Here is a 21,884-nt window from a genome sequence, read left to right as displayed (position 1 = left end):
GGCCACGGTCAGCGGCGCGCGCGGCGGCGCGTGCTGGGCGCCGAGGGCACGCCGGCACGGTTGCGGTCGCCCGCGCGCTGCCGGCTGTTCCCGGGCGCGCCGGTGTCGCCGCCACTGCCGCCGTTGCCGTTGCCGTTGCGGCCGCGGCCGGACCCGCCGCCGCTGCCGTTGCCGCTGCTGCGGCTGCCGTTTCCGCCGCCATGCTCATCGGCGCGCCCGCTGCGCCCGCTGCGAGCGCGGCCGCGGGTGTTGCCGCCGTTGCCGTTGGGCCGGCCCCCGGTGCTGGCCCGCCGCCGTCCGTCCCGGACCGTGGCCATGGGCGCCGGCAGTACCTCGGCGTCCAGCAGCCCGAGGTCGAGCTCGTGCAGACCCTCCGGCAGACGCAGGGTGCGCTGGAGCTGGTGGAGGTCGGCGTGCTCCTCGGCGCCCACCAGGGAGACCACCAGCCCGTCGGCGCCGGCGCGGCCCGTGCGCCCGGATCGGTGCACGTAGTCCTTGTCGGTCGCCGGCTGGTCGTAGTGCACGACCGCGGCGACGTCGTCGACGTGGATGCCCCGGGCCGCGACGTCCGTGGCGACGAGCACGCGCACGCTGCCGTCGGCGAAGCGGGCCAGGGCCGACTCGCGCTGCTTCTGGCTGCGGTTGCCGTGGATCGCCGCGGTCGTGACGCCCTCCCTGGCCAGCTGCTTGGCGAGCCGGTCCGCACCGTGCTTGGTGCGCGTGAACACGATCGCCGGGCCGGTGCGACGCACGATCTGGGCGGTCAACTGGCGGCGCTCCGGGCGCTCGGCGGGCCAGAAGACGTGGCGCACGTCACCCCGCTCCTCCGCGGGCGCGTCGAACTCGTGGCGCGCCGGCCGCTGCTGGTATCGCCGCACGAGCACGTCGACGTCGCCGTCGAGGGTCGCGCTGAACAGCAGGGTCTGCCGCTGGTCGCGGGTCTGGTCGAGCAGCCGACGCACGACCGGCAGGAAGCCCATGTCCGCCATCCGGTCGGCCTCGTCCAGCACGACCAGGTCGACGTCGGCCAGCGACAGGGCCCGCTGCTGGAGCAGGTCCTCCAGCCGTCCGGGAGTCGCCACGACGACGTCGACGGCCGAACGCAGTCGTTGCCGGTCGCGGTTGATGTTGGTGCCGCCGTAGAGCGTGACGACCCGACGGTCGGTCACCTGGAGCAGGGGGGTGAGCACCTCGGCGACCTGGGCCGCGAGCTCCCGGGTCGGGACGAGCAGCAGGGCACGTGGCCGGCCCGCGCGGCCGCGGCCGACGCGGATGGCGACGGGCAGGGAGAACGCCAGGGTCTTGCCGGAGCCGGTCGGCGCCCGTCCGCACAGGTCGCGGCCGGCGAGCGCGTCCTCGAGCGTGAGGCGCTGGATGGGGAAGGGGGACGTGACGCCCAGGCTGGCCAGGCGGTCGACGAGCCCGGCGGGCACGCCGAGCTCGGAGAAGGTGATGGTCACGAAGTGCGCTTTCGTCGCCCTTGGGATCGGGCGGTGGTCGTGCGCGCCGGGCGGTCGCCGCGGACGCGTGCACGGAAGCCTCGACGCGAAGGGTCGGGCTGCCGGTGCGTGTCGAACACGCAGCCGGGGCGTGGGGGCGGCGTTGCCGTGGCCCACGTCCGAGGTGGCCTCTGCTCACCCGCTTCGGTTGCGGACACCGCGGTGGTGCCGCCGGGGTGACGACGTGTTCCGAGGTGACGCAGGTGACACCTCGTGCCACCAGCCTACCGGTCGATCACGCCGATCACCGTGACCAGCGGTCCACGAGTGCGGTGACGGTGGCGATCACCTGCCCGCGTTCGACATCCGTCGTGCGCTGGCGGGCCGCCCGGCCGCCCCTCGCGTGGGAGTCAGTATTCTCGCCACGGATGAGCGAGAGTGAAGGCGCCGACGGGCGCGAGGCGGAGCTGTCGGCGTGGGAGCGTGAGCTCGACGCCCGACAGTCGGCGCTGCGTCGACGCGAACTCCAGGCCGACGCGCGGCACCGCGACGCCGACGCGCGGGACCGCGGGCACACGCCGGAGCGTACGCCAGGTGGTTCCGGAGCCGACCGGCCCGCGCCGGGCACGCTGATCGGCGGGCGTTGGCGCCTCGAGGCCTTCCTCGCACGCGGCGGCGCCGGAACCGTGTGGCGCGCGACCGACCTGCGGCTGCAGCGGCCGGTGGCGGTCAAGCTGCTGCGCACCGACCTGCTCGACGACGGCTTCGCCGTGGAGCGGTTCCGGCGCGAGGCGCAGCTGCTGGCCCGGGTCGAGCACGAGCACGTCATGCGGCTGTTCGACGTCGTGACGCTGGGTTCACAACTCTGCCTCGTCTCCGAGTACGTCGGCGGCATGAGCCTGCGCAGCCTGATGGAGCGTCACGCACGCTTCCCGGCCGCGGTGGTGGCCGCGGTCGGACTCCAGCTGGCCAGCGGTATCGCGGCGATCCACGCCCGGGGGGTGGTCCACCGCGACCTCAAGCCGCGCAACGTGATGCTCACCGAACGCGGCACCCTCAAGATCGTCGACTTCGGTACCGCGCGTCACATGACCGCCGAGCTGACCCCGACGCCCGACGGCCAGGTCGCGGGCAGCCCGGCCTACCTCGCCCCCGAGCAGGTCGAGGGCCACCTCGGCGACCCGCGGACGGACCTCTACACGCTGGGCCTCATCCTGTGGGAGGCCGCGGCCGGCCGGCGGCCGTTCGCGGGCGACACGTCGACGGCCACGGCACTCGCCCGCCTGAGCGCCGAGGTCCCGGACCTGCGTGACGCCGGCGCGGTCGTTTCCCGCGGGCTCGCGGACGTGGTGACGTGGCTGACCCGGATCGACCCGCGGAAGCGGCCGCGGTCGGCCGCAGAGGTGGTCGACGCGTTGGGCCGGTTGACATCGACCCGCACGATCGACCTCGTGGCCGCGCTGGACCCGCGTTGACGGCGCGCTCGGCGGCCGGCGTTGCCGGTTCGCCGGTGTCTCAGGACGAGGTCGGCTCGGAACGTCGGCGCAGCGACGAAGGGGCCACGACGTCCTCGCCACCGAGTGCCCGCTGGAACAGCGCCAGGTCGTCGGCGATGAAGCGCGCGAGGGCGCTCAGCATCGTTTTCTCGTAGTAGACGAACGCCCCGGCCCGCAGCGCGTTGAGCTCCTCGAGCTCCGCCGGCACCGACGTCATCATCGCGATCATGGTCCGCGGTGCGGACTTCAACAGCGGCACGATCAGGTCCGTCCCGCGTTCGGCGCCGAGCATGAGGTCCAGCAGCACCGCGTCGGGCTGCTCCTCCTGCACGACGTGCAGCGCTTCGCCGCCGTCGGCCGCCAGGCCGACGACCTCGATCTGCCCGCTGCTCCGCAGCGTCAGACTGACGACGTCACGGATCGTTCGGTCGTCGTCGACCACGACGATACGTGGCAACTCCGTGGATGCGTGCACGAGGAACCCAGTGACGATGAAAGGGCCAACGCGCGCTCGTTGTCTGAACGGCGGACAGGTGCCCAACGTAGCCCACCCCCTGCGCCGGGCGCGACCGGAGTGGTGAGTGGGGTTCGTCGGTCGACCGGCACTCTAGCCGACCACCCGGTCACCGGCCGGCCGATCCGGCCCTGCGCGACACTTGGTCGCCCGCTCCCTACGCTGTGTCGGTCGGGGGAGTCCAACCCGGGCCGGCACGCCGGCCAACGGGTCGGTGGATGGGTCGCCGATCCGCGATCTGGTGGGAGCCCGTGCAAGCACTCGCGGCAGTGCTGAGGAACCTGCTCCTGGTGGCCTACGGCCTCCTCGCGGTCGCCGCCCTGCTGCAGTTCCTGCGACGTCGGCAGCGTCCGGCCGCCTACCTCGCCGCTGCCTTCGGGGTGCTGGCGCTCACGCTGGTCCTGGGGCGGGTCACGGCTCTGCTGCCCGACACCCAGCAGGCGGCACCGCAGACGCTGACCGTGATCGGGCTCCTCGCCTTCCCCTGGCTGCTCGCAGCGTTCGCCTGGTCCTTCGCCGGCGCGCTGCCCCGCTGGCTGCGCTGGTCGTGGGTCGCGGTCGGTGTCGTCGCCGTGTCGTTCGTGCTCGTGGACCTGGCGCCGCAGCGGGGCGAGCGTGACCTCGACGACTACCTCTTCCTGGGGGCGTTCCTGGCGGCGTGGCTGTTGCCGAGCGTGGCCACGGCCGTGCGGCTGTGGCGGGCCGGCGGCAGCTCGTCCCGGGTGGTGCGCTCGCGGATGCGGTGGCTGGCGAGTTCGCTCATCCTGCTGACGGCCGGCCTGGTCGTGGCGGTCATCGGGCCCTCCCGCGAGGGCATGCCCGTGCTGGCGGTGGCGACGAGCACCGTGTCGCTGGTGGCGGCCGCCCTGGCCCTCGCCGCGTTCGCACCTCCGCTGCCGCTGCGTCTGTGGTGGCGCCGCCAGGGCACCTACGACTTCCAGCGCATGCAGCAGCAATTGATCTCCGCGGTGACGCCGCAGGACGCGGCGGATGCGGTCGCGCCGATCCTCGCCGGCCACATCGGGGCCGGGGTGGTGGTCCTGTCGGGCGAGCACGAGGTCCTGGCGCTGGCCGACCTGGACCCGTCCGACGCCGAGGAGACCATCCGTCGCCTGCGCGAGGGCCGTCCGCTGCGTCCCGGTACGGAGGTCGTGGCGCTCCGCCACGGCACGCTGGTGGTGCGCATGACGGCCTACAGCCCGTTCTTCGGCGACTACGAGCGCGAGCTCGCCTCGGCGTACGCCTGGCAGCTGCAGCTCGCGCTCGACCGGAGCGATCTCGCCGCCAAGCACCTCGAGGCACGCCGGAGGATCGAGCGCTCGAGCCGCGAGCTCGAAGCCATGCTGCTCGGCCTGTCCCACGACCTGCGGAGCCCGGCGGTCGCCATCGGCGGCTACACGGTCCTGCTACGCGCCGCCCGCGACGACGACGAGCGTGAGCACCTGCTCGACGGCATCTCCGCCAGCAGCGACTATCTGAACGGCCTCGTCGACGCCCTGCTCGAGCTGTCCCGGATCGGGCGGACCCAGACCGACGCGGAACCCGTCGACCTGGCGGAAGTCGGTCGCGTCGTGCGCAAGCGCATCCGTGTGACGCATCCGGAGGCCACGGTCGACGTCGACGACCACCTGCCGGTGCTGTGCATGAACCCGGTCCGCGCCGAGCAGTTGGTCGACAACCTCGTGACCAACGCCGTCAAGCACGGCGGTCGTCCCGACCTGCAAGTGCGGGTGGAAGGGCATCGGACCTCCTCCACGTTCGAGCTGGTGGTCGCCGACGACGGCCGCGGCATCCGGGAGGAGGACCACGAACGCATCTTCGACCTGTTCCAGCGCGGCCGTGACGTCGGCGCGCGTGGCAGCGGGATCGGGCTGGGCATGGTCCGGCGGATCGCCGAGCAGTACGGCGGCGACGTGCGGCTGGACGGCAGCGAGGTCGGGGCCAGGTTCGTGGTCACGCTGCCGGCCTCGCTCGTGGAGCCGCCTGCGGTCGACCGCCCCGGCGACCGGATGGCCGACCCGCCGCGCGCAGAGGCGTGAACGGCGCCTCCGACGCCGGTTGCGAGGCACGGTGCCGGGCGGCGGCCGGCTAGCGTCCCGCCGTCTTCCCGGACGACCCCCCCGAGGGTGCAGCCGTGTCCGCATCACCGCGTCGCTGGACCTTCCTGACCAATCACGGTCACACGCTGGTCTGCATCGCGCGTGACCCCGACGCGCGCCTGCGCGACATCGCCGAGCGCGTCGGCATCACCGAACGGGCGGCCCAGACGATCGTCGCCGATCTCGTCGCCGAGGGCTACCTCGTGCGTCACCGCGTCGGCCGCCGCAACCGCTACGAGGTGGTCCACGGCCGTCCGATGCGGCACGCGCTGGTGGCCGGCTCGGCCGTCGGCGACGTCCTCGACGCCCTCGACGCCGTGCCGGCCGGTGGCGCGAAGGCGCAGTCGGCCCCCTCGCTCAGGCGTCCGGCGTCGGCGTGAGCAGCTGGTCGACCGGCGCGTAGTCGTCGGTGAGGATCCGCGCGTCGCCGGTGAACGTCACGAGTTCGTCGCCGTGGAGCAGCTCGTCGACGTGGCCACGGCTCCGGTTGGCCGCCTCGACCGCGTCCACGGGCAGCGGCGCGTCGGAGCCGATCACGACGTAGTTGCCGCCGAGACCGCGGGCGTCGCGCGGTCCGAACGCGTCCGGGCGTCCCAGTACGGCGACGTGGTCGAACACCGACGTGGTCGTGGCCAGGTACGAGCGCAGGAAGTCGCGCGGGCCGTAGTCGATGACGTTGGCGACCATGACCCCGTCGTCGGTGAGGGCACGGTCGAGCTGCGACAGGAAGTCCCGGGTCGCGAGGTGCCAGGGGACCGACACCCCACCGAAGGCGTCGTTGACGACCAGGTCGTAGCGGTCCGCGTCGAGCTGCGTGGCGGTCAGCCGCGCGTCGCCCGTGACCGCCTCGATGTCGTCGCCGAGCTCCAGTCCGAGCTCGTCCTCCGAGAGCTCCACCAGCAGCGGGTCCACCTCCAGCACCGTCGACTGCGACCCGGGGTGCAGCTCGCGCAGGTACTGCGGCATCGTGAAGCCGCCGCCGCCGATGTGGAGCGTGTCGAGCGGCTCACCGTCGGGTGCCAGCGCCGTGATCACGTCGCCGAACCACTGCGTGTAGGTGAACTCGAGGTAGGTCGGGTCCTCGAGGTCCACGTAGCTGTGCCGCAACGTGTCCAGCCACAGCGCGCGTCCGGTGGGCCGCTCCGGGTCCACCTCGATCCGCGCGCAGTAGTACGCCGACTCGTGGTCGCACGGATGGCGCGCGGCGAACGACAGCGTCCCGGTGACCGCGATCGCGACGAGCGTGCCGAGGCTGACCGCCTGGCGGCCGCCGCGCAGGTACACGATGGTCGCGATGCCGAGTGCGACGAGGAACACCCCGAGCACGCGGATGGTCGGGCGCGTGGGCGCCGCGGCGACCAGCAGGAAGCCGGTCGCGAACGTGCCGATGATGGCGCCGGCGGTGCCGATGGCCGACAGGCGGCCGACGACCCGGCCGGTCTCGTCGAGGTCGGCCAGCTGGATCTTGATGACCGCGGGCGTGACGGCCGTCAGGACCGCGGCCGGCGCGAAGAACGCCATGAAGGTGAGCACGACGGTCGTGAACGGCGACGCGCCACGCAGGCCCGTGCCCAGCGCGTCGACGACCGGGATCGTGAGGAACGACAGGATGCCGCCCACGATCAGGAACGGGCCGATCAGCGTGTGCGGGTCCTTGCGGTCGGCGTAGCGCCCGCCCCACCACGACCCGAACGCGATCCCGGCCAGGATCGTGCCGATGATGGCCGTGTAGACCTCCAGCGTCACGCCGACGTAGGGCGCGAGCAGGCGCGCCGCCAGGATCTCGAGGACCAGGACGGCGGCGGAGGAGAGGAAGACGAGCGCGGCGGCGATGATGGCAGGCATGGCCGCGGAGGGTATGCCGTGGACGAGGGGGCCGATGACACGGCGCGGCGCCGCCGCCGCCGACGATTTTCCTGTCCGATCGGCCAGGCGACCAGGTGACCGCGCGGCCACCCCTCCCTAGGGTCGGGACGACGGCCGGACGGCCCGAGCGGGACGGGGGACACGGGGGCACGGTTCCGCTCCGGGGGCGCGGCCGTGGACGCGTGTTACCCACCAGGAGAGACGCCATTTCTGGCCTGACCCGAACCTTCCGACGGCGAGCGCTGGCTTCGGCCGCCGCACTGGCCCTCGCCCTGACCGCCTGCGGTGGCGACGACACGGCCGACCCCACGGCCGACGGCGGCGGTCAGGACGACGGCGAGACCGCCGACGGCCGGCTCGGCGAACTACAGCAGCAGGGCACGGTGACGGTGGGCGTCGCCAACGAGGTGCCCTTCGGCTACGTCGGCGACGACGGCGAGGTCACCGGCATCGGCCCGGACGTGGCCCGCGAGGTGCTCGCCGAGCTCGGCATCGAGGAGATGCAGGCCCAGGTGGTCGAGTTCGGCGAACTCATCGGCGGCCTGCAGGCCGGCCAGTTCGACCTCGTGACCGCCGGCATGTACATCACCCCCGAGCGGGCCGCCCAGGTGCACTTCACGGATCCCGACTACTGCGTGCCGGAGTCGCTCGCGGTCGCCGAGGGCAATCCGATGGACATCACCGACTACCAGTCGATCCTCGACAACACCGACGTGACGGTCGCCGTCGCCACCGGCACCGTCGAGGTGGACTACCTCGCGGACGCGGGGGTCCCCGACGACCAGATCCAGGTGTTCGGCGACATCGACGGCATGTACCGGGCGCTGGAGGCCGGTGAGGTCGACGCGGTGACCGGCACGCTGGCCACCGTGCAGACCCAGGTCGCCGCCCGCAGCGGGATGGAGGCCGTCGACGGCTTCTTCCCGATCGACGCCGACGGTGAGGAGGTCCTGCCCTGCGGCGGTCACGCGTTCGCGGACGAGGACTTCCGCGACGCCTTCAACGAGGTGCTCAACCAGTTCCGCGAGGACGGCACCACGATGGAGATCATCACGCAGTACGAAGACTTCACCGAGGAGGACGTCGAGCTCGCGAACTCGCTGACCCTCGAGGACTTCGTCGAGTGACGCTCGTGCCGGGCGAGCCCGGCGCCGGGCGTCGGTGCCGGGCCATCGTCTGACACGTCGGGCGACCTCGGTGCGAGGAGGCGCACGTGGAGGACTGGCTCCTGCAGCCGAACCACTACCTGCGGTTGTGGAACGGGACGCAGGCGACGTTGCAACTGCTCGGTCAGGCATTCGTGCTGGGCGTGGCGCTGTCGCTGCTGGTAGGCGTGGCACGGCTGTCGAAACAGCGCTGGATCCGTGGCGCGGCGCTGGTGTACGTGGAGTTCGCGCGCGGGATCTCGTCGGTGATCCTGCTGTTCATCATGGTGATCGCGCTGCCGATCCTGTTCGGCATCCGCGGCGCCTCCGTGATGTTCTGGGGCTCGATCGCCCTGGGGATCAACATGGGCGGCTACGGCGCGGAGATCGTGCGCGGCGCCATCCAGGCCATCCCGCGCGGGCAGAACGAGGCCTCGATCGCGCTCAACCTCAGCGGCACACAGCGGCTGCGGCACGTCGTGCTGCCGCAGGCGATGCGGATCATCCTGCCTCCGATGGGCAACCTCACCATCGAGATCCTCAAGGGCACGGCGCTGGTCTCGGTCGTCGGCGGCATCGACCTGATGCGCGAGACCCAGAACCTCGTCTCCACCCAGTTGGCCGCCGGCGTTGCCGGGGTCACCACGCTGTTCGTCAACGTGCTGCTCATCTACTTCGTGATCGCCCAGGTCATCAACGGCCTGTTCCGTCTGGCCGAGCGGGCGCTCGCCCGCCGCTACGAACAGCGCACCGGCCGCCGTGCGGTGCCGGTCCCGGAGGTGGCGGCATGAGCGACATCACCCACGAACGCCCCTCGGAGACCTCGACCTCGTCGGGGACGGAACCGATGCGGCACCTGGAGTTCCAGCCCCACCGTCGCTGGTACCGCCGGCCCGACGTCGTCGTGCCGGTGGCGCTGATGGCCCTCGGCCTGTCGATCCTCGCGATGACGGGTCGTGCAGGGCGGTCGTACCGGTCGCGTATGACCGCCGACGGGGACACGAACTTCGACCTCGACTACTTCTTCCACCTCATGCCCCAGATGCTGCAGGGGCTGTACGTCACCGCCCGCGCCACCGTGCTGGCGTTCCTCATCTCGATCGTGCTGGGGCTGCTCTTCGCGCTCGCACGCCGCAGCCACGTCCGGGCCGTGAGCTGGCCGGCCGTGGCGGTCATCGAGTTCATCCGCTCGACCCCGATCCTGGTCCAGTTCTTCTTCCTGCAGGCGCTCGTGCGCGCGACGCCGGTCCTCGACCTCAACGCGGTGGAGGTCCTGCTGATCGGGCTGGGCGTGCACTACGCCACCTACGCCTCCGAGGCCTACCGAGCCGGCATCGACAGCGTCCCCGTCGGCCAGTGGGAGGCCGCCACGGCGCTCAATCTCGGGCCGTGGCAGACCTGGACCAAGGTGATCATCCCGCAGGCCGTGCCCAACGTGTTGCCCACGCTGGGCAACTACCTCGTGGCCGCCTTCAAGGACGCCCCGATCGCCGACGCGGTCCTGAGCGTGCCGGGAATCCTGTTCTTCGCCAACACCATCCGCAGCAACGACTTCCGACCCGTCGAGCCGTACCTGCTCATCGGTGTCGGGTTCCTGCTGGTCAGCCTGCCGGCCGCCTGGCTGGTCCGCCGACTCGAGAGGCGAATCGCGTATGAGCGCACCTGAGATCTCGGCCGACATCTCCGCCAAGGGCGCCGCCGGCGTCCGCATGCGCGGCGTCGACAAGGCCTTCGGGCCGAACGTCGTGCTGCGCGAGCTCGACCTCGACGTCGAACCGGGCGAGCGCGTCGTCATCATCGGCCCCAGCGGGTCGGGCAAGACGACCATCCTGCGGGTGATCATGACGCTCGAGCGCATCGACTCCGGCACGATCGAGGTCGGCGGCCGGCACCTCTACCACGAGGAGGCCGGAGGCCGGCTCAAGCCCGCCCGCGAGAAGCACATCCGCAGCGTGCGCTCGGACATCGGGATGGTGTTCCAGCACTTCAACCTGTTCCCGCACATGAGCGCGCTGGAGAACATCATGCTGGCGCCGGTGAAGGTGCACGGGAAGTCGCCCGATGAGGCCCGCGAACTCGGCCGCGAGCTGCTCGCCAAGGTCGGGATGGCGGACTACGCCAACCACACCCCGGGACAGCTGTCGGGTGGGCAGAAGCAACGGGTCGCCATCGCCCGCTCGCTGGCGACCGAGCCGGCGGTGATGCTCTTCGACGAGGTCACGTCCGCGCTGGACCCCGAGCTGGTCGGCGAGGTGCTGAACGTCATCCGCGACATCGCCGAAGAAGGCAAGACCACCATGATGCTGGTCACCCACGAGATGGGGTTCGCGCGCGAGGTCGCCGACCGGGTGGTGATGTTCGATCACGGTCAGATCCTGGAGTCCGGTTCACCCGAGGAGATCCTGCGCAACCCGCAGGAGCAGCGCACCAAGGACTTCCTCGGGGCCGTCTTCGAGCACTGAGCGCCGCCGCGACGGCCCGATCGGCGGTGGTGGGGCGGGGTACCGGCTCGTCACCACCGGCAGGCTCGGGGGGCCCTGACGTCGCAGAGGAGGCGCGCATGGCGGTCGCGGTGGTCGGTGCCGGCATCGTCGGGCTGTCGGCCGCACTCGCGCTGCGCGACCGCGGTGCCGAGGTGACCGTGTTCGAGCGCGGCGTGCCGGGCGACGGCCAGTCGGGTGGGCGCTCGCGGCTGTTCCGCCACGCCCACGACGACCCGCGGCTGATCCGCTGGGCGCAGCGCAGCCGGGCGATCTACGCCGACTGGGAGCGCCGCTTCGGCGTCGAGTTGGTCTCGCCGGACGGTGCGCTGGCGCTCGGGCCGGCGGTCGAGCACCGGCTGCCGCTGCTGGAGGACGCCGGCGTCGACGCCCACCGCGTCGATCGGCACGAGGTCGCGCGGCGGTTGCCGCTGCTGGCCGCGGCCGACGACCTCGGTCCGGTCATGTTCGACGCGCAGGGCGGGGCGATCCGCACCCGCGCAGCCGTCGACGTGCTGACCTCGACGCTGGGCGAGGCCCTGCGGGCGCAGGAGGTGCTGACGCTGCGCCCGACCGGCGGTGGCGTCGAGGTGCGGGCCGGCGAGACCCGTGAGGTCTTCGATCACGTGGTCGTCTGTGCCGGTGCCGGCTCGGCGCCGCTGGCGCGCCAACTCGGGCTGAGCCTGCCGGTCGACCTGCAGGTGCACGTGCGTGCCACCTTCCGTGTGCGCGGGAGCGCCCCCGAGCACCTCGCCTGCCTGCAGGACTCCAGCGGCGCGTTCGGCGAGACCGGGGTCTACGCGGCCGCCGTCCCGGGCAACGACGCGTACGCGGTCGGGCTGGGCGAGACGGCCGAGGTCCGCGAGGACGGCAGCGTCGTCGACCCTGCCGAGCTGGCCGAGCACGAGGAACGGGTCCGCGACTACGTCGGGCGGGCGCTGCCGGGGCTGGCGCCGCACCCGGTCGAGGTCAAGCACTGCTGGGTGACCGCGCTGCCGTGGAGCGACGACGGGGTGGCGGTCTGGCAGGTCGCCGGTGTCTCGGTCCTCGCCGGGCACAACCTGTTCAAGCAGGCGCCGGCGCTGGGCGAGGCGCTCGCCTCCGCGGCACTCGGTGGTGGGCTGGCCTCCGAGCTGCGCCCCGACGCCCGCTTGGGCGAGGCGCCGTAGCGACGGGTCGAGCGGTCCACGAGCGGGTGGCTAGCCTGACGGGCGCCACCTTTTCGCTCGCATCCCCACGACCTCGAGGAGCGCCGCCGTGGCCGAGTACTGCTTCGTGATGAAGGGCCTGACCAAGACCGTCCCGGGCGGCAAGGAGGTCCTGTCCAACATCTGGCTGTCGTTCCTGCCGGGCGCCAAGATCGGCGTCATCGGCCCCAACGGCGCCGGCAAGTCGACGCTGCTGAAGATCATGGCCGGCGTCGACACGTCGTTCGAGGGCGAGGCATGGGCCGCCCGGGGCTACTCGGTCGGCTACCTGCCGCAGGAGCCGGAGCTCGACCCGTCGAAGAACGTCCGCGAGAACGTGCTGGAGGGCCTGGGCGAGACCGCGCAACTCGTCAACCGGTTCAACGAGCTGACCGCCAGGCTGGCGGAGCCGATGGACGACGACGAGATGCAGCGCGTCTACGAGGAGATGGGCGAGGTCCAGGACAAGATCGACGCGGCCGACGCCTGGGACCTCGACCGCAAGATCGAGATCGCCATGGACGCGCTGCGCGTCCCGGACGCGGACGACGTGACCGTGCTCTCCGGCGGCGAGAAGCGCCGTGCCGCCCTGTGCCAGCTGCTGCTGTCGCGGCCGGACATCCTGCTGCTCGACGAACCGACCAACCACCTCGACGCGGACACGGTCGCCTGGCTGCAGCGCCACCTCGCCGACTATCCCGGCATGGTCGTGGCGATCACCCACGACCGCTACTTCCTCGACCAGGTCGCGGAATGGATCCTGGAGCTCGACCGCGGCAAGGGCCACCCGTTCCAGGGCAACTACTCCGGCTGGCTGGAGCAGAAGCAGGAACGGCTGCGCCAGGAGGAGAAGGAGGAGTCGGCCCGCCAGCGCCAGCTCGCGGAGGAGGCCGAGTGGGTCAAGGCGTCGCCGCAGGGCCGGCGGACCAAGGCCCGCGCCCGCATCCAGGCCTACGAGTCGCTGCTCAACCAGGACCGTCCGAAGCAGGTCACCAAGCCGGTCATCATGATCCCGGAGGGACCGCGTCTGGGCGACGTCGTGGTCGACGCCAAGGGCGTGTTGAAGGGCTTCGGCGACAAGCTGCTGTACGAGGACCTGACCTTCAGCCTGCCGCCCGGCGGCATCGTCGGGATCATCGGCCCCAACGGTGCCGGCAAGACCACGCTGTTCCGCATGATCGTCGGTGAGGAGTCGCCCGACGAAGGCGAGCTGCGGGTCGGCGAGACGGTGCAACTCAGCTACGTCGACCAGTCGCGGCAGGACCTCGACGCGTCCAAGACGGTGTTCGAGGCGATCACCGGCGGTGGTGACTGGGTGCAGCTCGGCAAGACCGAGATGGCGTCGCGCGCCTACGTGGCCGCGTTCGGGTTCAAGGGTGGCGAGCAGCAGAAGAACGTCGGTTCGTGCTCCGGCGGTGAGCGCAACCGCATCCACCTCGCCAAGCTGCTGCAGAACGAGGCGAACCTGCTGCTGCTCGACGAGCCGACCAACGACCTCGACGTGGACACGCTGCGTTCGCTGGAGGAAGCGCTGCTGGAGTTCCCCGGCTGCGCCGTGATCACCAGCCACGACCGCTGGTTCCTCGACCGCGTCGCCACCCACATCCTCGCCTTCGAGGGCGACTCCGAAGTGACCTGGTTCCCGGGCGGCTACTCGGAGTACGAGGAGGACCTGCGCAAGCGCAAGGGCGACGAGGCCCTCAACCCGACGCGCATCAAGTACAAGCCGCTCACCCGCCGCAGCTGACCCGCGTCCGGCGGTTTCCGTCGCCCGTGACGGAAACCATGTGTCAGCGCGTAGGGCGCGGGTGCGCGGCGCAGCGGTTTCCGTCGCCCGTGACGGAAACTGCGCGGGTCAGGCGCGCTGGATCCTGACGTCGCCGAACACCGAGGTGGCGCGCACCTGCACCGTGCCGTTGGTCGGCCCTTCGGGCGGTGCGGGTGAGCGCACGTCGCCGAACACCGCCGTGGGGCGCACCTCGACGACCACGTCACGGGGCACCGTCAGGGTGGTGCTGCCGAAGACGGCGAGGCAGCTCACGAAGTCCTGGCTCGGCCCGTGCAGGTGTGCCGCCGCCTCGCCGAAGACCGCGACCAGCGGCTGGGCCGGGTCGCCGGGGGCCACGTGCACGTCGCGGTCGGAGAAGAGCGCCACGCCGGCCGCGCCGGGGAAGTCGTCCACGAACCGGCGGCCGGAGACGGCACCCAGGATCGCGAGCGCGCCGAACACGATCAGCAGCGACGGCCAGAAGAACTCGCCCGGCACATTGAGGACGACGAGGAGGCCGACGCCGATCGCGACGAGCGTGGTGGCCGGGCCCCGCCGCCCCCGGCTGGCCAGCCACAGGCCGGCGAGCACGATGACGAGCGGCCACCACGTGCCGGCCTGCGCCGGCAGCACGGCGGTCACGATCAGGGCGCGCCACAGCCCGGCGAGGACCAGGATCGCGCCCAGCGCGCTCAGGCCGTCGCCGGCGGCGTCGAGTGCCTCGGCGCCGGAGCGGCCGATGGGGAGGTCGGTCATGGGGCGGTCTCCGGTCATGTCAGACACTCCGGGGGTCGTCGAGGTAGCGGACCTTGGCGTCGCCGAAGATGGCCAGGCCGTGCAACTCCACGACCGGGGCCTCGGCATAGGTCGGCTGGGCCTGCGGGATGCGGACGGTGCCCAGCAGCGCCGTGGTGCGGTCGACGACCCGCCAGCCGGCGGGCACCGCCACCTCGACGTCCCCGAAGACGGAGATCGCCGTCACGGCGGCATGGTCGGTGCCGTCGTCCGCGACGCTCAGCCGGGCGTCGCCGAACACGGCCATCGCGGTGGGCGCCTGCGTCCAGCTGCCGTCCGGTGCCGGCAGTCCCCGCATGGCCCGTCGCATGCGCGCACCGGCCGTCAGCGCGCCGGCGCCGATCAGCACGAGCACGGCCGGGAAGATCAGGTTGCCGACGTTGCCCTCCACGACGTCGTGCACGACGCCGAGCAGTACGACACCGACGGCGATCGCGGCCAGTCCGGCCAGTCGGCTGTCGGCGAACAGCCACCACACGCCGATGCCGACGATCACCAGCGGCCACCAGTCCGCCGCCAGGCGTCCGGCGTCGAGGACCTCGAGTCGATCGAGCAGCAGCAACAGCCCGGCGACGATGAGGGCGAGGCCGAACAGGACGGTCGGGTCGAGGAGGCGGGAGCGCGCCTGTTGGCGGCCTTCGTGGACGGTGCTCATGTCGTCTCCTCCGCGTGGAGCAGGGCCTGGGCGGCAGAACCGTCGAGGTAGTGCGTCACCGCGTCGACGTAGGCGGCGTGGGCCACCCGCCCCGCGGCCGTCAGTGACACGGTCGTGACGGGCGTCCGGTCGTTGAACGCCTTGGCGACGGCGACGTAGCCGACCTCCTCCAGCTTGCGCAGATGGGTCGAGAGGTTTCCAGGGGACAAGGACAGCAGTTCCTGCAGTTGGGGGAAGGTCAGGTCACGGCCGGGCGGCAGCGCCTGCAGCAGACAGACCAGCCGGAGGCGGGCCGGCGCGTGGATGATCGGGTCGAGTGAGGGCAGCGTGAGCGGACCTTTCGAGGCGGCGCGGAGGCGATCCGTTCCGGTGAGTGCTTTGTTTCACAGAGTGCTCTGCGTGTCAAGCTCGGTGTTGGTTCCGGCGTCGGCGGTGCCGGCCCCGTGCATGCGAGAGGGGCGGGCCCGTGTGGGCCCGCCCCTCGTTCGTGCTGCGGCTCGGGTCAGCGAGGACCGCGATCCGGGTTGCCCGGTCCGCCGACCGGCGGGCCACCGCGCGGGTTCACCAGCGAGAACGCCGGCGACTCCCAGGTGTCCCAGTGCTCCGGGTTGTCGGCGTCACCAGTGGCGCGCAGCACCCGCAGCTCGAGGGTGTACTCGCCGCTGGGGGCGACCCGCGTGCCGCCGGTGCTGCCCACGGGCAGACGACCGTTCCAGGCGAACAGCTGGCGCACGACCGGCGCCTGGCTGCGCGGCAGGTTCGACTGCTCGCCGACCAGGAAGCGGTCGTCGTCGCCGACCTTGCTCGCCCACAGCTCCATGCGCTCCGGGAAGTGCCCGAAGAACGGCGCCACGTACGGGTAGTCACCCTCCGCGGGACGGAACACGTGGCCCGGCTCGGCCACGACCGGCGAGCCGTCCTGGTAGCGCGCCATGACCGGGTCGACCTCCACGAACGAAGGCGCGGCGGCGTCGGCCGGCCAGTCCCAGAAGCCGAGCAGCCCCATCTCGTCGACGTAGTCACCCGCGAAGCCGGCGTACGGCACGCGCAGCGTGCTGGACGCGTCGTCCTCGGGCGTCATGACGACGTAGCCGCCGTACTGGTGGTTCGGCATCGCAGCGGGCGCACCGATGGTCACGGTGACGTCCGCCGAGCCGCCGGCCGGGACGGTGACCGACGACGGGCCCTGGAAGCTCGCCGGGGACAACCAGAAGTCCGGCGTGAACGTGCTCGCAACCACCTGGAGCGCATCGACGTGGCTGATCGCGTAGGTGACGTCCTCCGAGCCGCGGTTGGTCACGGTGACCGTCGCCGTGGTCTCGTTCGCGTCATACAGCGACAGCTGCCCGGGCGTGACGTGCTGGTCGGCCAGGATCGCCTGGTCGACCTGCAGCATGCCGGCGCCCTGGCGGAACGTGTGCTCGAGCAGACCGGAACCCGCGTTCAGCGACCACACGGCCGGCTCGGCGGTGTTCTGCAGTCGGTCACGTACCTGGAACGGGTCGAGATCCGGCTCCGCTTCCAGCAGGAGCGCGACGGCGCCTGCGACGTGCGGGGCGGCCATCGAGGTGCCGGACAGCATCGCGTAGCCACCCGAACCCAGCGGGTAGGTGGACACGATCAGCCCGCCCGGCGCCATGATGCTGGGACCGAACTCCAGGTCGACGTTGAGACCGTAGGCGGTGAAGGACGAGGCCAGACCACCGGTCGGGTTGGGCGTCGCGACCTGCTCGTCGCTGAAGCCCAGGGTGACGGTCTCTCCGTCCGCCAGCAGCTCCCGCAGCGCCAGGCCGGCGTCGCGGCTGATGCCCGCCGCCCAGGCGTCGTCGATCCGGTCGATGCCACCGCCGGCGAACAGCCCGGCGACGTTGTTGTGGATCACGACGCTGGTCGCGCCGGCCTGCACGGCGCCGCGGTACTTCTGCGCGAAGGTGCAGTCGCCACGGGTGAGCAGGGCGGTGCGGCCCTCGGCCTGCGCGGTGTCGTGCGGCGGGTCGAGCACGTCGTCGGCGTTGTTGCCCGTGTCCACGCACCCGCGTCCGAGCCACACGAGCTCGTCCGACTGCCCTTCGGTCGGCGGCGCCGGCGCGTCGCTCATGGGCAGGTACGGCACCGGGTTCTCGAGCTGGTCGACCTCGAACACGAAGGTCTGCTGCTCGGTGTTGTCGGCGCTGGCGACGCTGATGATGTCGTGCGCGTTGGCCGGGGCCGAGAGCGTGTACATGCCCAGGCCACCGTCGTTGCCGGCGGAGTTGACGACCACGACGCCGTTGTTCGCCAGCTCGTTGCTGGCGCGGCTGGTCGGGTAGTCCTGCCCCCATGCCAGCGTCGCACCCAGCGACATGTTGACGATGTCGAAGCCGTCCGCGTAGGCGTCCTCGAGCGCGTCGACGATCACGTCGGAGGTGGTCGAACCGGGGCCGAACACCTTGTAGGCGCCGAAGGTGACGCCCGGCGCCACGCCGGTGATGCCGTCCTCGTCGGCCGCCTCGGCGCCGACGATGCCGGCGACGTGCGAGCCGTGGCCCTCGGTGTCACGCGGGTCCGGGTCGGGCTGCGGCGTCTGCGGCGCGTCCGGGTCGGCCGGGTTGAATTCCTCGCCGACGTAGTCCCAGCCGTGGGTCACGCGCGGGTGGTCCATCTCGCGCGTGTTGGCGTCGGCCTCGATGCGGTTGTCGTTGTCGCCGTCACCGCCGAGGTCGGGGTGGTTGTAGTCGATGCCCGTGTCGATGACCGCGACGCTCAGGCCCTCACCGGTGTAGCCGAGCTCGGACTGGGCGATGTCGGCGCCCGTCATCGCCAGCGCGCTGGCCAGCGCCGGCGTCGCCTCCGACGGCTCCGGACGCTCCACGACGGCGACGGGGTACACGGCCTTGACGCTCTTCAGCGTGGAGATCGTCCCGATCTCGCCCCGGTCGGCGCGGACCGTCACACCGTTCCACAGGGTGCGGAAGTCCTTCTCCTCGTCGATGGCCAGACCCTCGGCGCGGGCCTCGGTCCGGAAGGCGGCACGCTCGGCGTTCTGGGCGGCCCGCGGCCCGCCGCGCGTGGCCGGCGGCGTGCCGAACTCGACGAACCACAGGTCGTCGACGAACTCCGCGTCGCTCGCCTCGGCGAGTTCCCACGGTGCGGGCTGGGTCGGCTCCACACGTTCCCCGGTGGCACTGGCGGGCGCGGCCATGGCCGCGACGAGCGCACCGACGAGGAACGTGGGGCCGAGCAGCTTGCGGCTCCCTCTCATGTCATCCCCTCGGGTTGTGCCCGGCTGGTCCTCGGACCATCCGGGCGCGAATGGCCGATGAGGCTAGGGCGAAAGAAGGGGACCGCTAGGGGGTGTGCGTGGCTTGCACGATGGCCCGCCATGACTAGAAGCGGCGGGCCATCCGAGGTAGTGCCCAGACGTCGGACACCGTTTCGGCCCGGTCGAGAGTCGGTAGAGACGTGGTCCAACTGGCGGCCCGGATGGCGGGAAGCGACGGCAGACTGGTCGCCGACAACCACCAGCGGAGGTCCTTCGTGAGCGACCAGCCCAGCGCCAACCCCAACGTGTCGGAGCGCACGCCACGCCCGCCCGTCGACCTGCAGGAGGTCGGCGGCAACCTCATGGAAGAGGCCCGGAAGCACGACGCCGGCCGGTCCGCACTGACCCTGACCCCCTCCGAGGGCGGGCCGCTGAAGCAGACGCTGCTGGCACTGTGTGCCGGTCAGGAGCTGACCGAGCACCCCTCGCCCGGCCCGGCGGCCATCCAGGTGCTCAGCGGCGCCGGACGACTGCGGTTGGGCGACGAGGAGGTGCGTCTCACGGCCGGCACGTGGGCGCCGATCCCGCTCGAGAAGCACGGCCTGCACGCCGACGAGGACCTGCTGGCCCTGCTCACCGTCGTACCCAACCCCTGACGGTCGGCCGCGGACGGCGCCTCGCGGGCGGACGCGTCAGGTGACGACCCGGTGCGGATGGGTGTAGAGGTTGCCGCCGCCGGCGCGGACGAACCCGACCAGCGTGATGCCCAGGCGCTGAGCGGTGCGCACGGCCAGGTCGGTGGGCGCGCCGACCGCGACGACGACGGGGATGCCGGCAGCGGCGGCCTTGGCGACCAGTTCGAACCCGATCCGGCCGGACAGCACGGCGACGAGGTCGGAGAAGTCGAGGTGACCGTCCCGTAGCCGGGTCCCGATCGCCGCATCCAGCGCGTTGTGGCGCCCGACGTCCTCGCGCACGCACACGGCCGCGCCGTCGCCGTCGAACAGGCCCGTGGCGTGCACGCCGCCGGTGCCCGCGAACAGCGACTGCGAGCGTCGCAGCCGCTGCGGGAGCTCCAGCAGCAGGGCAGCAGCGAGCGGGCGGGCGGGGACGTCGGCCGGCAGCGGTGCGCACCGAGCGGCGAGTTCGTCGATCGAGGCGCGTCCGCACACCCCGCACGAGGCGGTCGCCGCGGTGTGACGGTGGGCGGCGGCGGCGAGGTCGAGGGGGTGAGGGAGGCGCACCTCGACCGTGTCCTCGGGGCGCGCCAGCTCCCGCGGATCGCCGTACGTGACGGTGGCCGCGCCCCGTCGCGGGTCGTAGAGGCCTTCCGTGAACAGCCAGCCGAGAGCCAGTTCGTGCTCCGCGCCGGGGCTGCGCATGGTCGTCACGACGTCGACCGGGTCCTGGCCCGGGCCGGCGGCCCGGATCCGCAGCGGCTCCTCAGGAGCGAGCCGGTCGCCACGAGCGGTGCGGTCCACACCCTCGCCACTCGACTGCAGCCGGACCACCTCGATGCCGGTGCCGTCCTGGCCGGGCCACCGGGCACGGGCGTAGGCGGACACGTCGGCGGGCGTGTCCAGGTCGCGCAACGTGTCGCCGGCGGGGTCGAGTGGCCGCCACGCGGCGGGAGGCACCACCTCGACGTCGAGGTGGTCGCACACCGCCCGCGCCCGCCGCTCGCCGGCCGCGAAGGCCTGACGCAGCGGACCGGCCGCGCGCCGCCGGTAGGCGCCAACCAGCGGCTGTGCCTCGCCGGCGTCGTCGCCCAGCAGGACGGCGTCGAGGTGGTCCGCAGGCGCCAGTCGCTCGAGCAGCATGCTCAGCACCGCCGGCGCGAGGGCGGGATGGTCGCCGGCGACGACCAGGACCAACTCCTCGGCGTCGTCGTCGAGTGCGGTCACGAGCGCCCCGAGCGGGCCGGCGCCCGGATGCGTGTCGCGGACGGTCCGTGGGTGACCGGGCAGGGCCGGCAACGGGCCCGGTTCCGCGACCACGACGACGACGTCGTCGGTCACCTCGGCGACCGCGGCGACGGCGCGGGCCAGCAGCGGCTGGCCGGCGACCGGGACGAATCGCTTGTCGCGCCCCATGCGCCGGGATGCGCCACCGGCGAGCACGGCCGCCGTGCACGCCACCCGGCCACGCGACGGCGACGGGTCGAGGTCGTCGGGGCGCACGGACGACACGGCCCTGCTCCTTTGCCTCGGGCGCGTGTCGGCAACGTAACGTCCCGGACGAGCGAGAGGAGCGGCGATGGGACCCGAGGAGTGGCTCGAACGGCTGTGCGCGGCCCTGCCCGGCGACGTGCCCGCGCCGACGCCTGCCGAGCGCGAGGCGTTGCTGGATCTGGCCCGGGTGGCGGCCCACACCAGCGAACGGTGGACGGCGCCGTTGTCGACCTTCCTCGTGGGCGTCGCCTGTGCCGCGCATGATCCGGACACGCGGGTCGACGCGATTCGGGGGCTGGTCCGGCAGTTGGCACACGACGACGGCCGGCCCCAGGGGGACCGGCCGTCGTGACGGGCGTGGCGCTGTTGCTCAGCGCAGGCCCAGCTGGCTGGAGCAGGCCGGCCAGGCGCCCCAACCCTGGCGCTCGAGCAGCCGCTCGGCGCGGTGGATCTGTTCGGCCTTGGAGGCCTGGTGTGGGTAGCCCTCGCCACCGACCCACTCCCACGAGCTGAGCGAGAACTGCAGCCCGCCGTAGTAGCCGTTGCCGGTGTTGATGGACCAGTCACCGCTGGACTCGCACTGGGCGAGGCGGTCCCACACGCCAGCGTCGGCGCTGGCGGAGGTCGTCGTGGTGGTCTCGGCGCTGTCGGAGCCGGAGCCCTCGGACGAGGTGCTCACCTGCACCTCACCGCCGGACGAGGTCAACTCGAGGACCTGCCCGGGAAAGATCAGGTTCGGGTCGTCGAGCTTCGGGTTGGCCGCGTGCAGCTCCTGCCACGTGTCGACGGTGTCGACGCTGCGGGCGATGTTCGAGAGCGTGTCGCCGGCCTGGACCTCATAGGTCTCGGCGGCGGCAGCGGCGCTGCCGAGGCCGATGAGACCGACGGTCGCCGCACCAGCGGTGATGACGCGCATGCCAAAAGAACGCACAGGACTCCTGTGGTCGGGGGAGAAGGGGGGAACGCGCCGGGGGCATGCGGACTCGCTGGCCCGAGCCGACGCGGCGAGCGAAGGTAGGAAGTGCCTG

The 21,884-nt window shown here is 72.3% G+C and carries 20 protein-coding genes; 11 read left to right on the top strand and 9 right to left on the bottom strand.

Features of this window, described 5'->3' with window-relative positions; all coding sequences use genetic code 11:
* Nucleotides 1-8 precede the first annotated feature (8 nt).
* Nucleotides 9-1,460 (bottom strand): DEAD/DEAH box helicase, encoded by a 1,452-nt coding sequence (locus ACERM0_RS18560; protein WP_373680117.1) that lies wholly within the window; start codon nt 1,458-1,460, stop codon nt 9-11.
* A gap of 407 nt (nt 1,461-1,867) precedes the next feature.
* On the opposite strand from ACERM0_RS18560, the gene ACERM0_RS18555 reads away from it, so the two are divergent.
* Nucleotides 1,868-2,914 carry a serine/threonine-protein kinase gene (locus ACERM0_RS18555; RefSeq protein WP_373680116.1) on the top strand — a complete coding sequence of 349 codons (1,047 nt, stop codon included), beginning with the start codon at nt 1,868-1,870 and terminating at the stop codon, nt 2,912-2,914.
* A gap of 40 nt (nt 2,915-2,954) precedes the next feature.
* Here the strand turns inward: ACERM0_RS18555 and ACERM0_RS18550 are convergent, their stop codons facing one another.
* A complete protein-coding gene (locus tag ACERM0_RS18550; RefSeq protein ID WP_373680115.1) occupies nt 2,955-3,392 on the bottom strand; it encodes a response regulator in 438 nt (145 codons plus the stop codon).
* 275 nt (nt 3,393-3,667) lie between these two features.
* Between ACERM0_RS18550 and ACERM0_RS18545 the strand changes: the two genes are divergently transcribed.
* Complete coding sequence (locus tag ACERM0_RS18545; RefSeq protein ID WP_373680114.1) at nt 3,668-5,488, top strand: ATP-binding protein; 1,821 nt, start codon at nt 3,668-3,670, stop codon at nt 5,486-5,488.
* A 95-nt stretch (nt 5,489-5,583) separates the two neighbouring features.
* Nucleotides 5,584-5,928: a helix-turn-helix transcriptional regulator gene (locus ACERM0_RS18540; protein ID WP_373680113.1), complete on the top strand. Its 345-nt coding sequence runs from the start codon at nt 5,584-5,586 to the stop codon at nt 5,926-5,928.
* Here the strand turns inward: ACERM0_RS18540 and ACERM0_RS18535 are convergent.
* On the bottom strand, nt 5,906-7,393 hold the full coding sequence (locus ACERM0_RS18535) for a fused MFS/spermidine synthase (protein ID WP_373680112.1): 1,488 nt from the start codon (nt 7,391-7,393) through the stop codon (nt 5,906-5,908). The genes ACERM0_RS18540 and ACERM0_RS18535 overlap by 23 nt on opposite strands.
* Nucleotides 7,394-7,596: 203 nt before the next feature.
* Here ACERM0_RS18535 and ehuB point away from each other — a divergent pair, with 203 nt between their 5' ends.
* The 6 genes from ehuB (at nt 7,597) to ettA (ending at nt 13,973) form a co-directional block, all read left to right on the top strand.
* Nucleotides 7,597-8,541 (top strand): ectoine/hydroxyectoine ABC transporter substrate-binding protein EhuB, encoded by a 945-nt coding sequence (gene ehuB / locus ACERM0_RS18530; protein WP_373680111.1) that lies wholly within the window; start codon nt 7,597-7,599, stop codon nt 8,539-8,541.
* Between the two features lie 86 nt (nt 8,542-8,627).
* The gene (locus ACERM0_RS18525) at nt 8,628-9,350 is read left to right on the top strand and encodes an amino acid ABC transporter permease (protein ID WP_373680110.1); all 723 of its coding nucleotides are present in this window, start codon (nt 8,628-8,630) and stop codon (nt 9,348-9,350) included.
* Complete coding sequence (gene ehuD / locus ACERM0_RS18520; RefSeq protein ID WP_373680109.1) at nt 9,347-10,225, top strand: ectoine/hydroxyectoine ABC transporter permease subunit EhuD; 879 nt, start codon at nt 9,347-9,349, stop codon at nt 10,223-10,225. Before ACERM0_RS18525 ends, ehuD begins: the two co-directional genes overlap by 4 nt.
* The gene (gene ehuA / locus ACERM0_RS18515) at nt 10,212-11,021 is read left to right on the top strand and encodes an ectoine/hydroxyectoine ABC transporter ATP-binding protein EhuA (protein WP_373680108.1); all 810 of its coding nucleotides are present in this window, start codon (nt 10,212-10,214) and stop codon (nt 11,019-11,021) included. The genes ehuD and ehuA overlap by 14 nt, the downstream gene beginning before the upstream one ends.
* A 98-nt stretch (nt 11,022-11,119) precedes the next feature.
* Nucleotides 11,120-12,208 carry an NAD(P)/FAD-dependent oxidoreductase gene (locus ACERM0_RS18510; protein WP_373680107.1) on the top strand — a complete coding sequence of 363 codons (1,089 nt, stop codon included), beginning with the start codon at nt 11,120-11,122 and terminating at the stop codon, nt 12,206-12,208.
* An 88-nt stretch (nt 12,209-12,296) separates the two neighbouring features.
* Nucleotides 12,297-13,973: an energy-dependent translational throttle protein EttA gene (gene ettA / locus ACERM0_RS18505; protein WP_373680106.1), complete on the top strand. Its 1,677-nt coding sequence runs from the start codon at nt 12,297-12,299 to the stop codon at nt 13,971-13,973.
* A 108-nt stretch (nt 13,974-14,081) separates the two neighbouring features.
* Here the strand turns inward: ettA and ACERM0_RS18500 are convergent, their stop codons facing one another.
* The 4 genes from ACERM0_RS18500 to ACERM0_RS18485 form a co-directional block, all read right to left on the bottom strand.
* Nucleotides 14,082-14,750: a hypothetical protein gene (locus ACERM0_RS18500; RefSeq protein WP_373680105.1), complete on the bottom strand. Its 669-nt coding sequence runs from the start codon at nt 14,748-14,750 to the stop codon at nt 14,082-14,084.
* A 19-nt stretch (nt 14,751-14,769) separates the two neighbouring features.
* On the bottom strand, nt 14,770-15,444 hold the full coding sequence (locus ACERM0_RS18495) for a LiaI-LiaF-like domain-containing protein (protein ID WP_373680104.1): 675 nt from the start codon (nt 15,442-15,444) through the stop codon (nt 14,770-14,772).
* Nucleotides 15,441-15,653 (bottom strand): transcriptional regulator, encoded by a 213-nt coding sequence (locus ACERM0_RS18490; RefSeq protein ID WP_373680103.1) that lies wholly within the window; start codon nt 15,651-15,653, stop codon nt 15,441-15,443. Before ACERM0_RS18490 ends, ACERM0_RS18495 begins: the two co-directional genes overlap by 4 nt.
* A gap of 293 nt (nt 15,654-15,946) precedes the next feature.
* The gene (locus ACERM0_RS18485; protein ID WP_373680102.1) at nt 15,947-18,685 is read right to left on the bottom strand and encodes a S8 family serine peptidase; all 2,739 of its coding nucleotides are present in this window, start codon (nt 18,683-18,685) and stop codon (nt 15,947-15,949) included.
* A 275-nt stretch (nt 18,686-18,960) separates the two neighbouring features.
* On the opposite strand from ACERM0_RS18485, the gene ACERM0_RS18480 reads away from it, so the two are divergent.
* Nucleotides 18,961-19,341 (top strand): cupin domain-containing protein, encoded by a 381-nt coding sequence (locus ACERM0_RS18480; protein WP_373680101.1) that lies wholly within the window; start codon nt 18,961-18,963, stop codon nt 19,339-19,341.
* A 36-nt stretch (nt 19,342-19,377) separates the two neighbouring features.
* On the opposite strand, the gene fdhD is transcribed toward ACERM0_RS18480, so the two are convergent.
* Complete coding sequence (fdhD, locus tag ACERM0_RS18475) at nt 19,378-20,874, bottom strand: formate dehydrogenase accessory sulfurtransferase FdhD (protein ID WP_373680100.1); 1,497 nt, start codon at nt 20,872-20,874, stop codon at nt 19,378-19,380.
* A 67-nt stretch (nt 20,875-20,941) separates the two neighbouring features.
* Here fdhD and ACERM0_RS18470 point away from each other — a divergent pair, with 67 nt between their 5' ends.
* A complete protein-coding gene (locus ACERM0_RS18470; protein ID WP_373680099.1) occupies nt 20,942-21,208 on the top strand; it encodes a DUF6457 domain-containing protein in 267 nt (88 codons plus the stop codon).
* 18 nt (nt 21,209-21,226) lie between these two features.
* Here ACERM0_RS18470 and ACERM0_RS18465 read toward each other — a convergent pair whose 3' ends face one another.
* The gene (locus ACERM0_RS18465; RefSeq protein ID WP_373680098.1) at nt 21,227-21,772 is read right to left on the bottom strand and encodes a transglycosylase family protein; all 546 of its coding nucleotides are present in this window, start codon (nt 21,770-21,772) and stop codon (nt 21,227-21,229) included.
* Nucleotides 21,773-21,884: the final 112 nt, after the last annotated feature.

The sequence above is a fragment of the Egicoccus sp. AB-alg2 genome (assembly GCF_041821065.1).
In the GTDB taxonomy this organism is placed as follows: Bacteria; Actinomycetota; Nitriliruptoria; order Nitriliruptorales; family Nitriliruptoraceae; genus Egicoccus.
This window is presented reverse-complemented; position numbering and strand designations above follow the sequence as displayed.

Coding starts and splice junctions, on each gene's coding strand:
- ACERM0_RS18510 (WP_373680107.1), top strand. CDS start 11,120: ATGGCGGTCGCGGTGGTCGGTGCCGGCATCGTCGGGCTGTCGGCCGCA.
- ACERM0_RS18555 (WP_373680116.1), top strand. CDS start 1,868: ATGAGCGAGAGTGAAGGCGCCGACGGGCGCGAGGCGGAGCTGTCGGCG.
- ehuA (WP_373680108.1), top strand. CDS start 10,212: ATGAGCGCACCTGAGATCTCGGCCGACATCTCCGCCAAGGGCGCCGCC.
- ACERM0_RS18545 (WP_373680114.1), top strand. CDS start 3,668: ATGGGTCGCCGATCCGCGATCTGGTGGGAGCCCGTGCAAGCACTCGCG.
- ACERM0_RS18535 (WP_373680112.1), bottom strand. CDS start 7,393: ATGCCTGCCATCATCGCCGCCGCGCTCGTCTTCCTCTCCTCCGCCGCC.
- ACERM0_RS18485 (WP_373680102.1), bottom strand. CDS start 18,685: ATGAGAGGGAGCCGCAAGCTGCTCGGCCCCACGTTCCTCGTCGGTGCG.
- ehuD (WP_373680109.1), top strand. CDS start 9,347: ATGAGCGACATCACCCACGAACGCCCCTCGGAGACCTCGACCTCGTCG.
- ACERM0_RS18465 (WP_373680098.1), bottom strand. CDS start 21,772: ATGCGCGTCATCACCGCTGGTGCGGCGACCGTCGGTCTCATCGGCCTC.
- ACERM0_RS18495 (WP_373680104.1), bottom strand. CDS start 15,444: ATGAGCACCGTCCACGAAGGCCGCCAACAGGCGCGCTCCCGCCTCCTC.
- ACERM0_RS18500 (WP_373680105.1), bottom strand. CDS start 14,750: ATGACCGACCTCCCCATCGGCCGCTCCGGCGCCGAGGCACTCGACGCC.
- ACERM0_RS18470 (WP_373680099.1), top strand. CDS start 20,942: ATGGGACCCGAGGAGTGGCTCGAACGGCTGTGCGCGGCCCTGCCCGGC.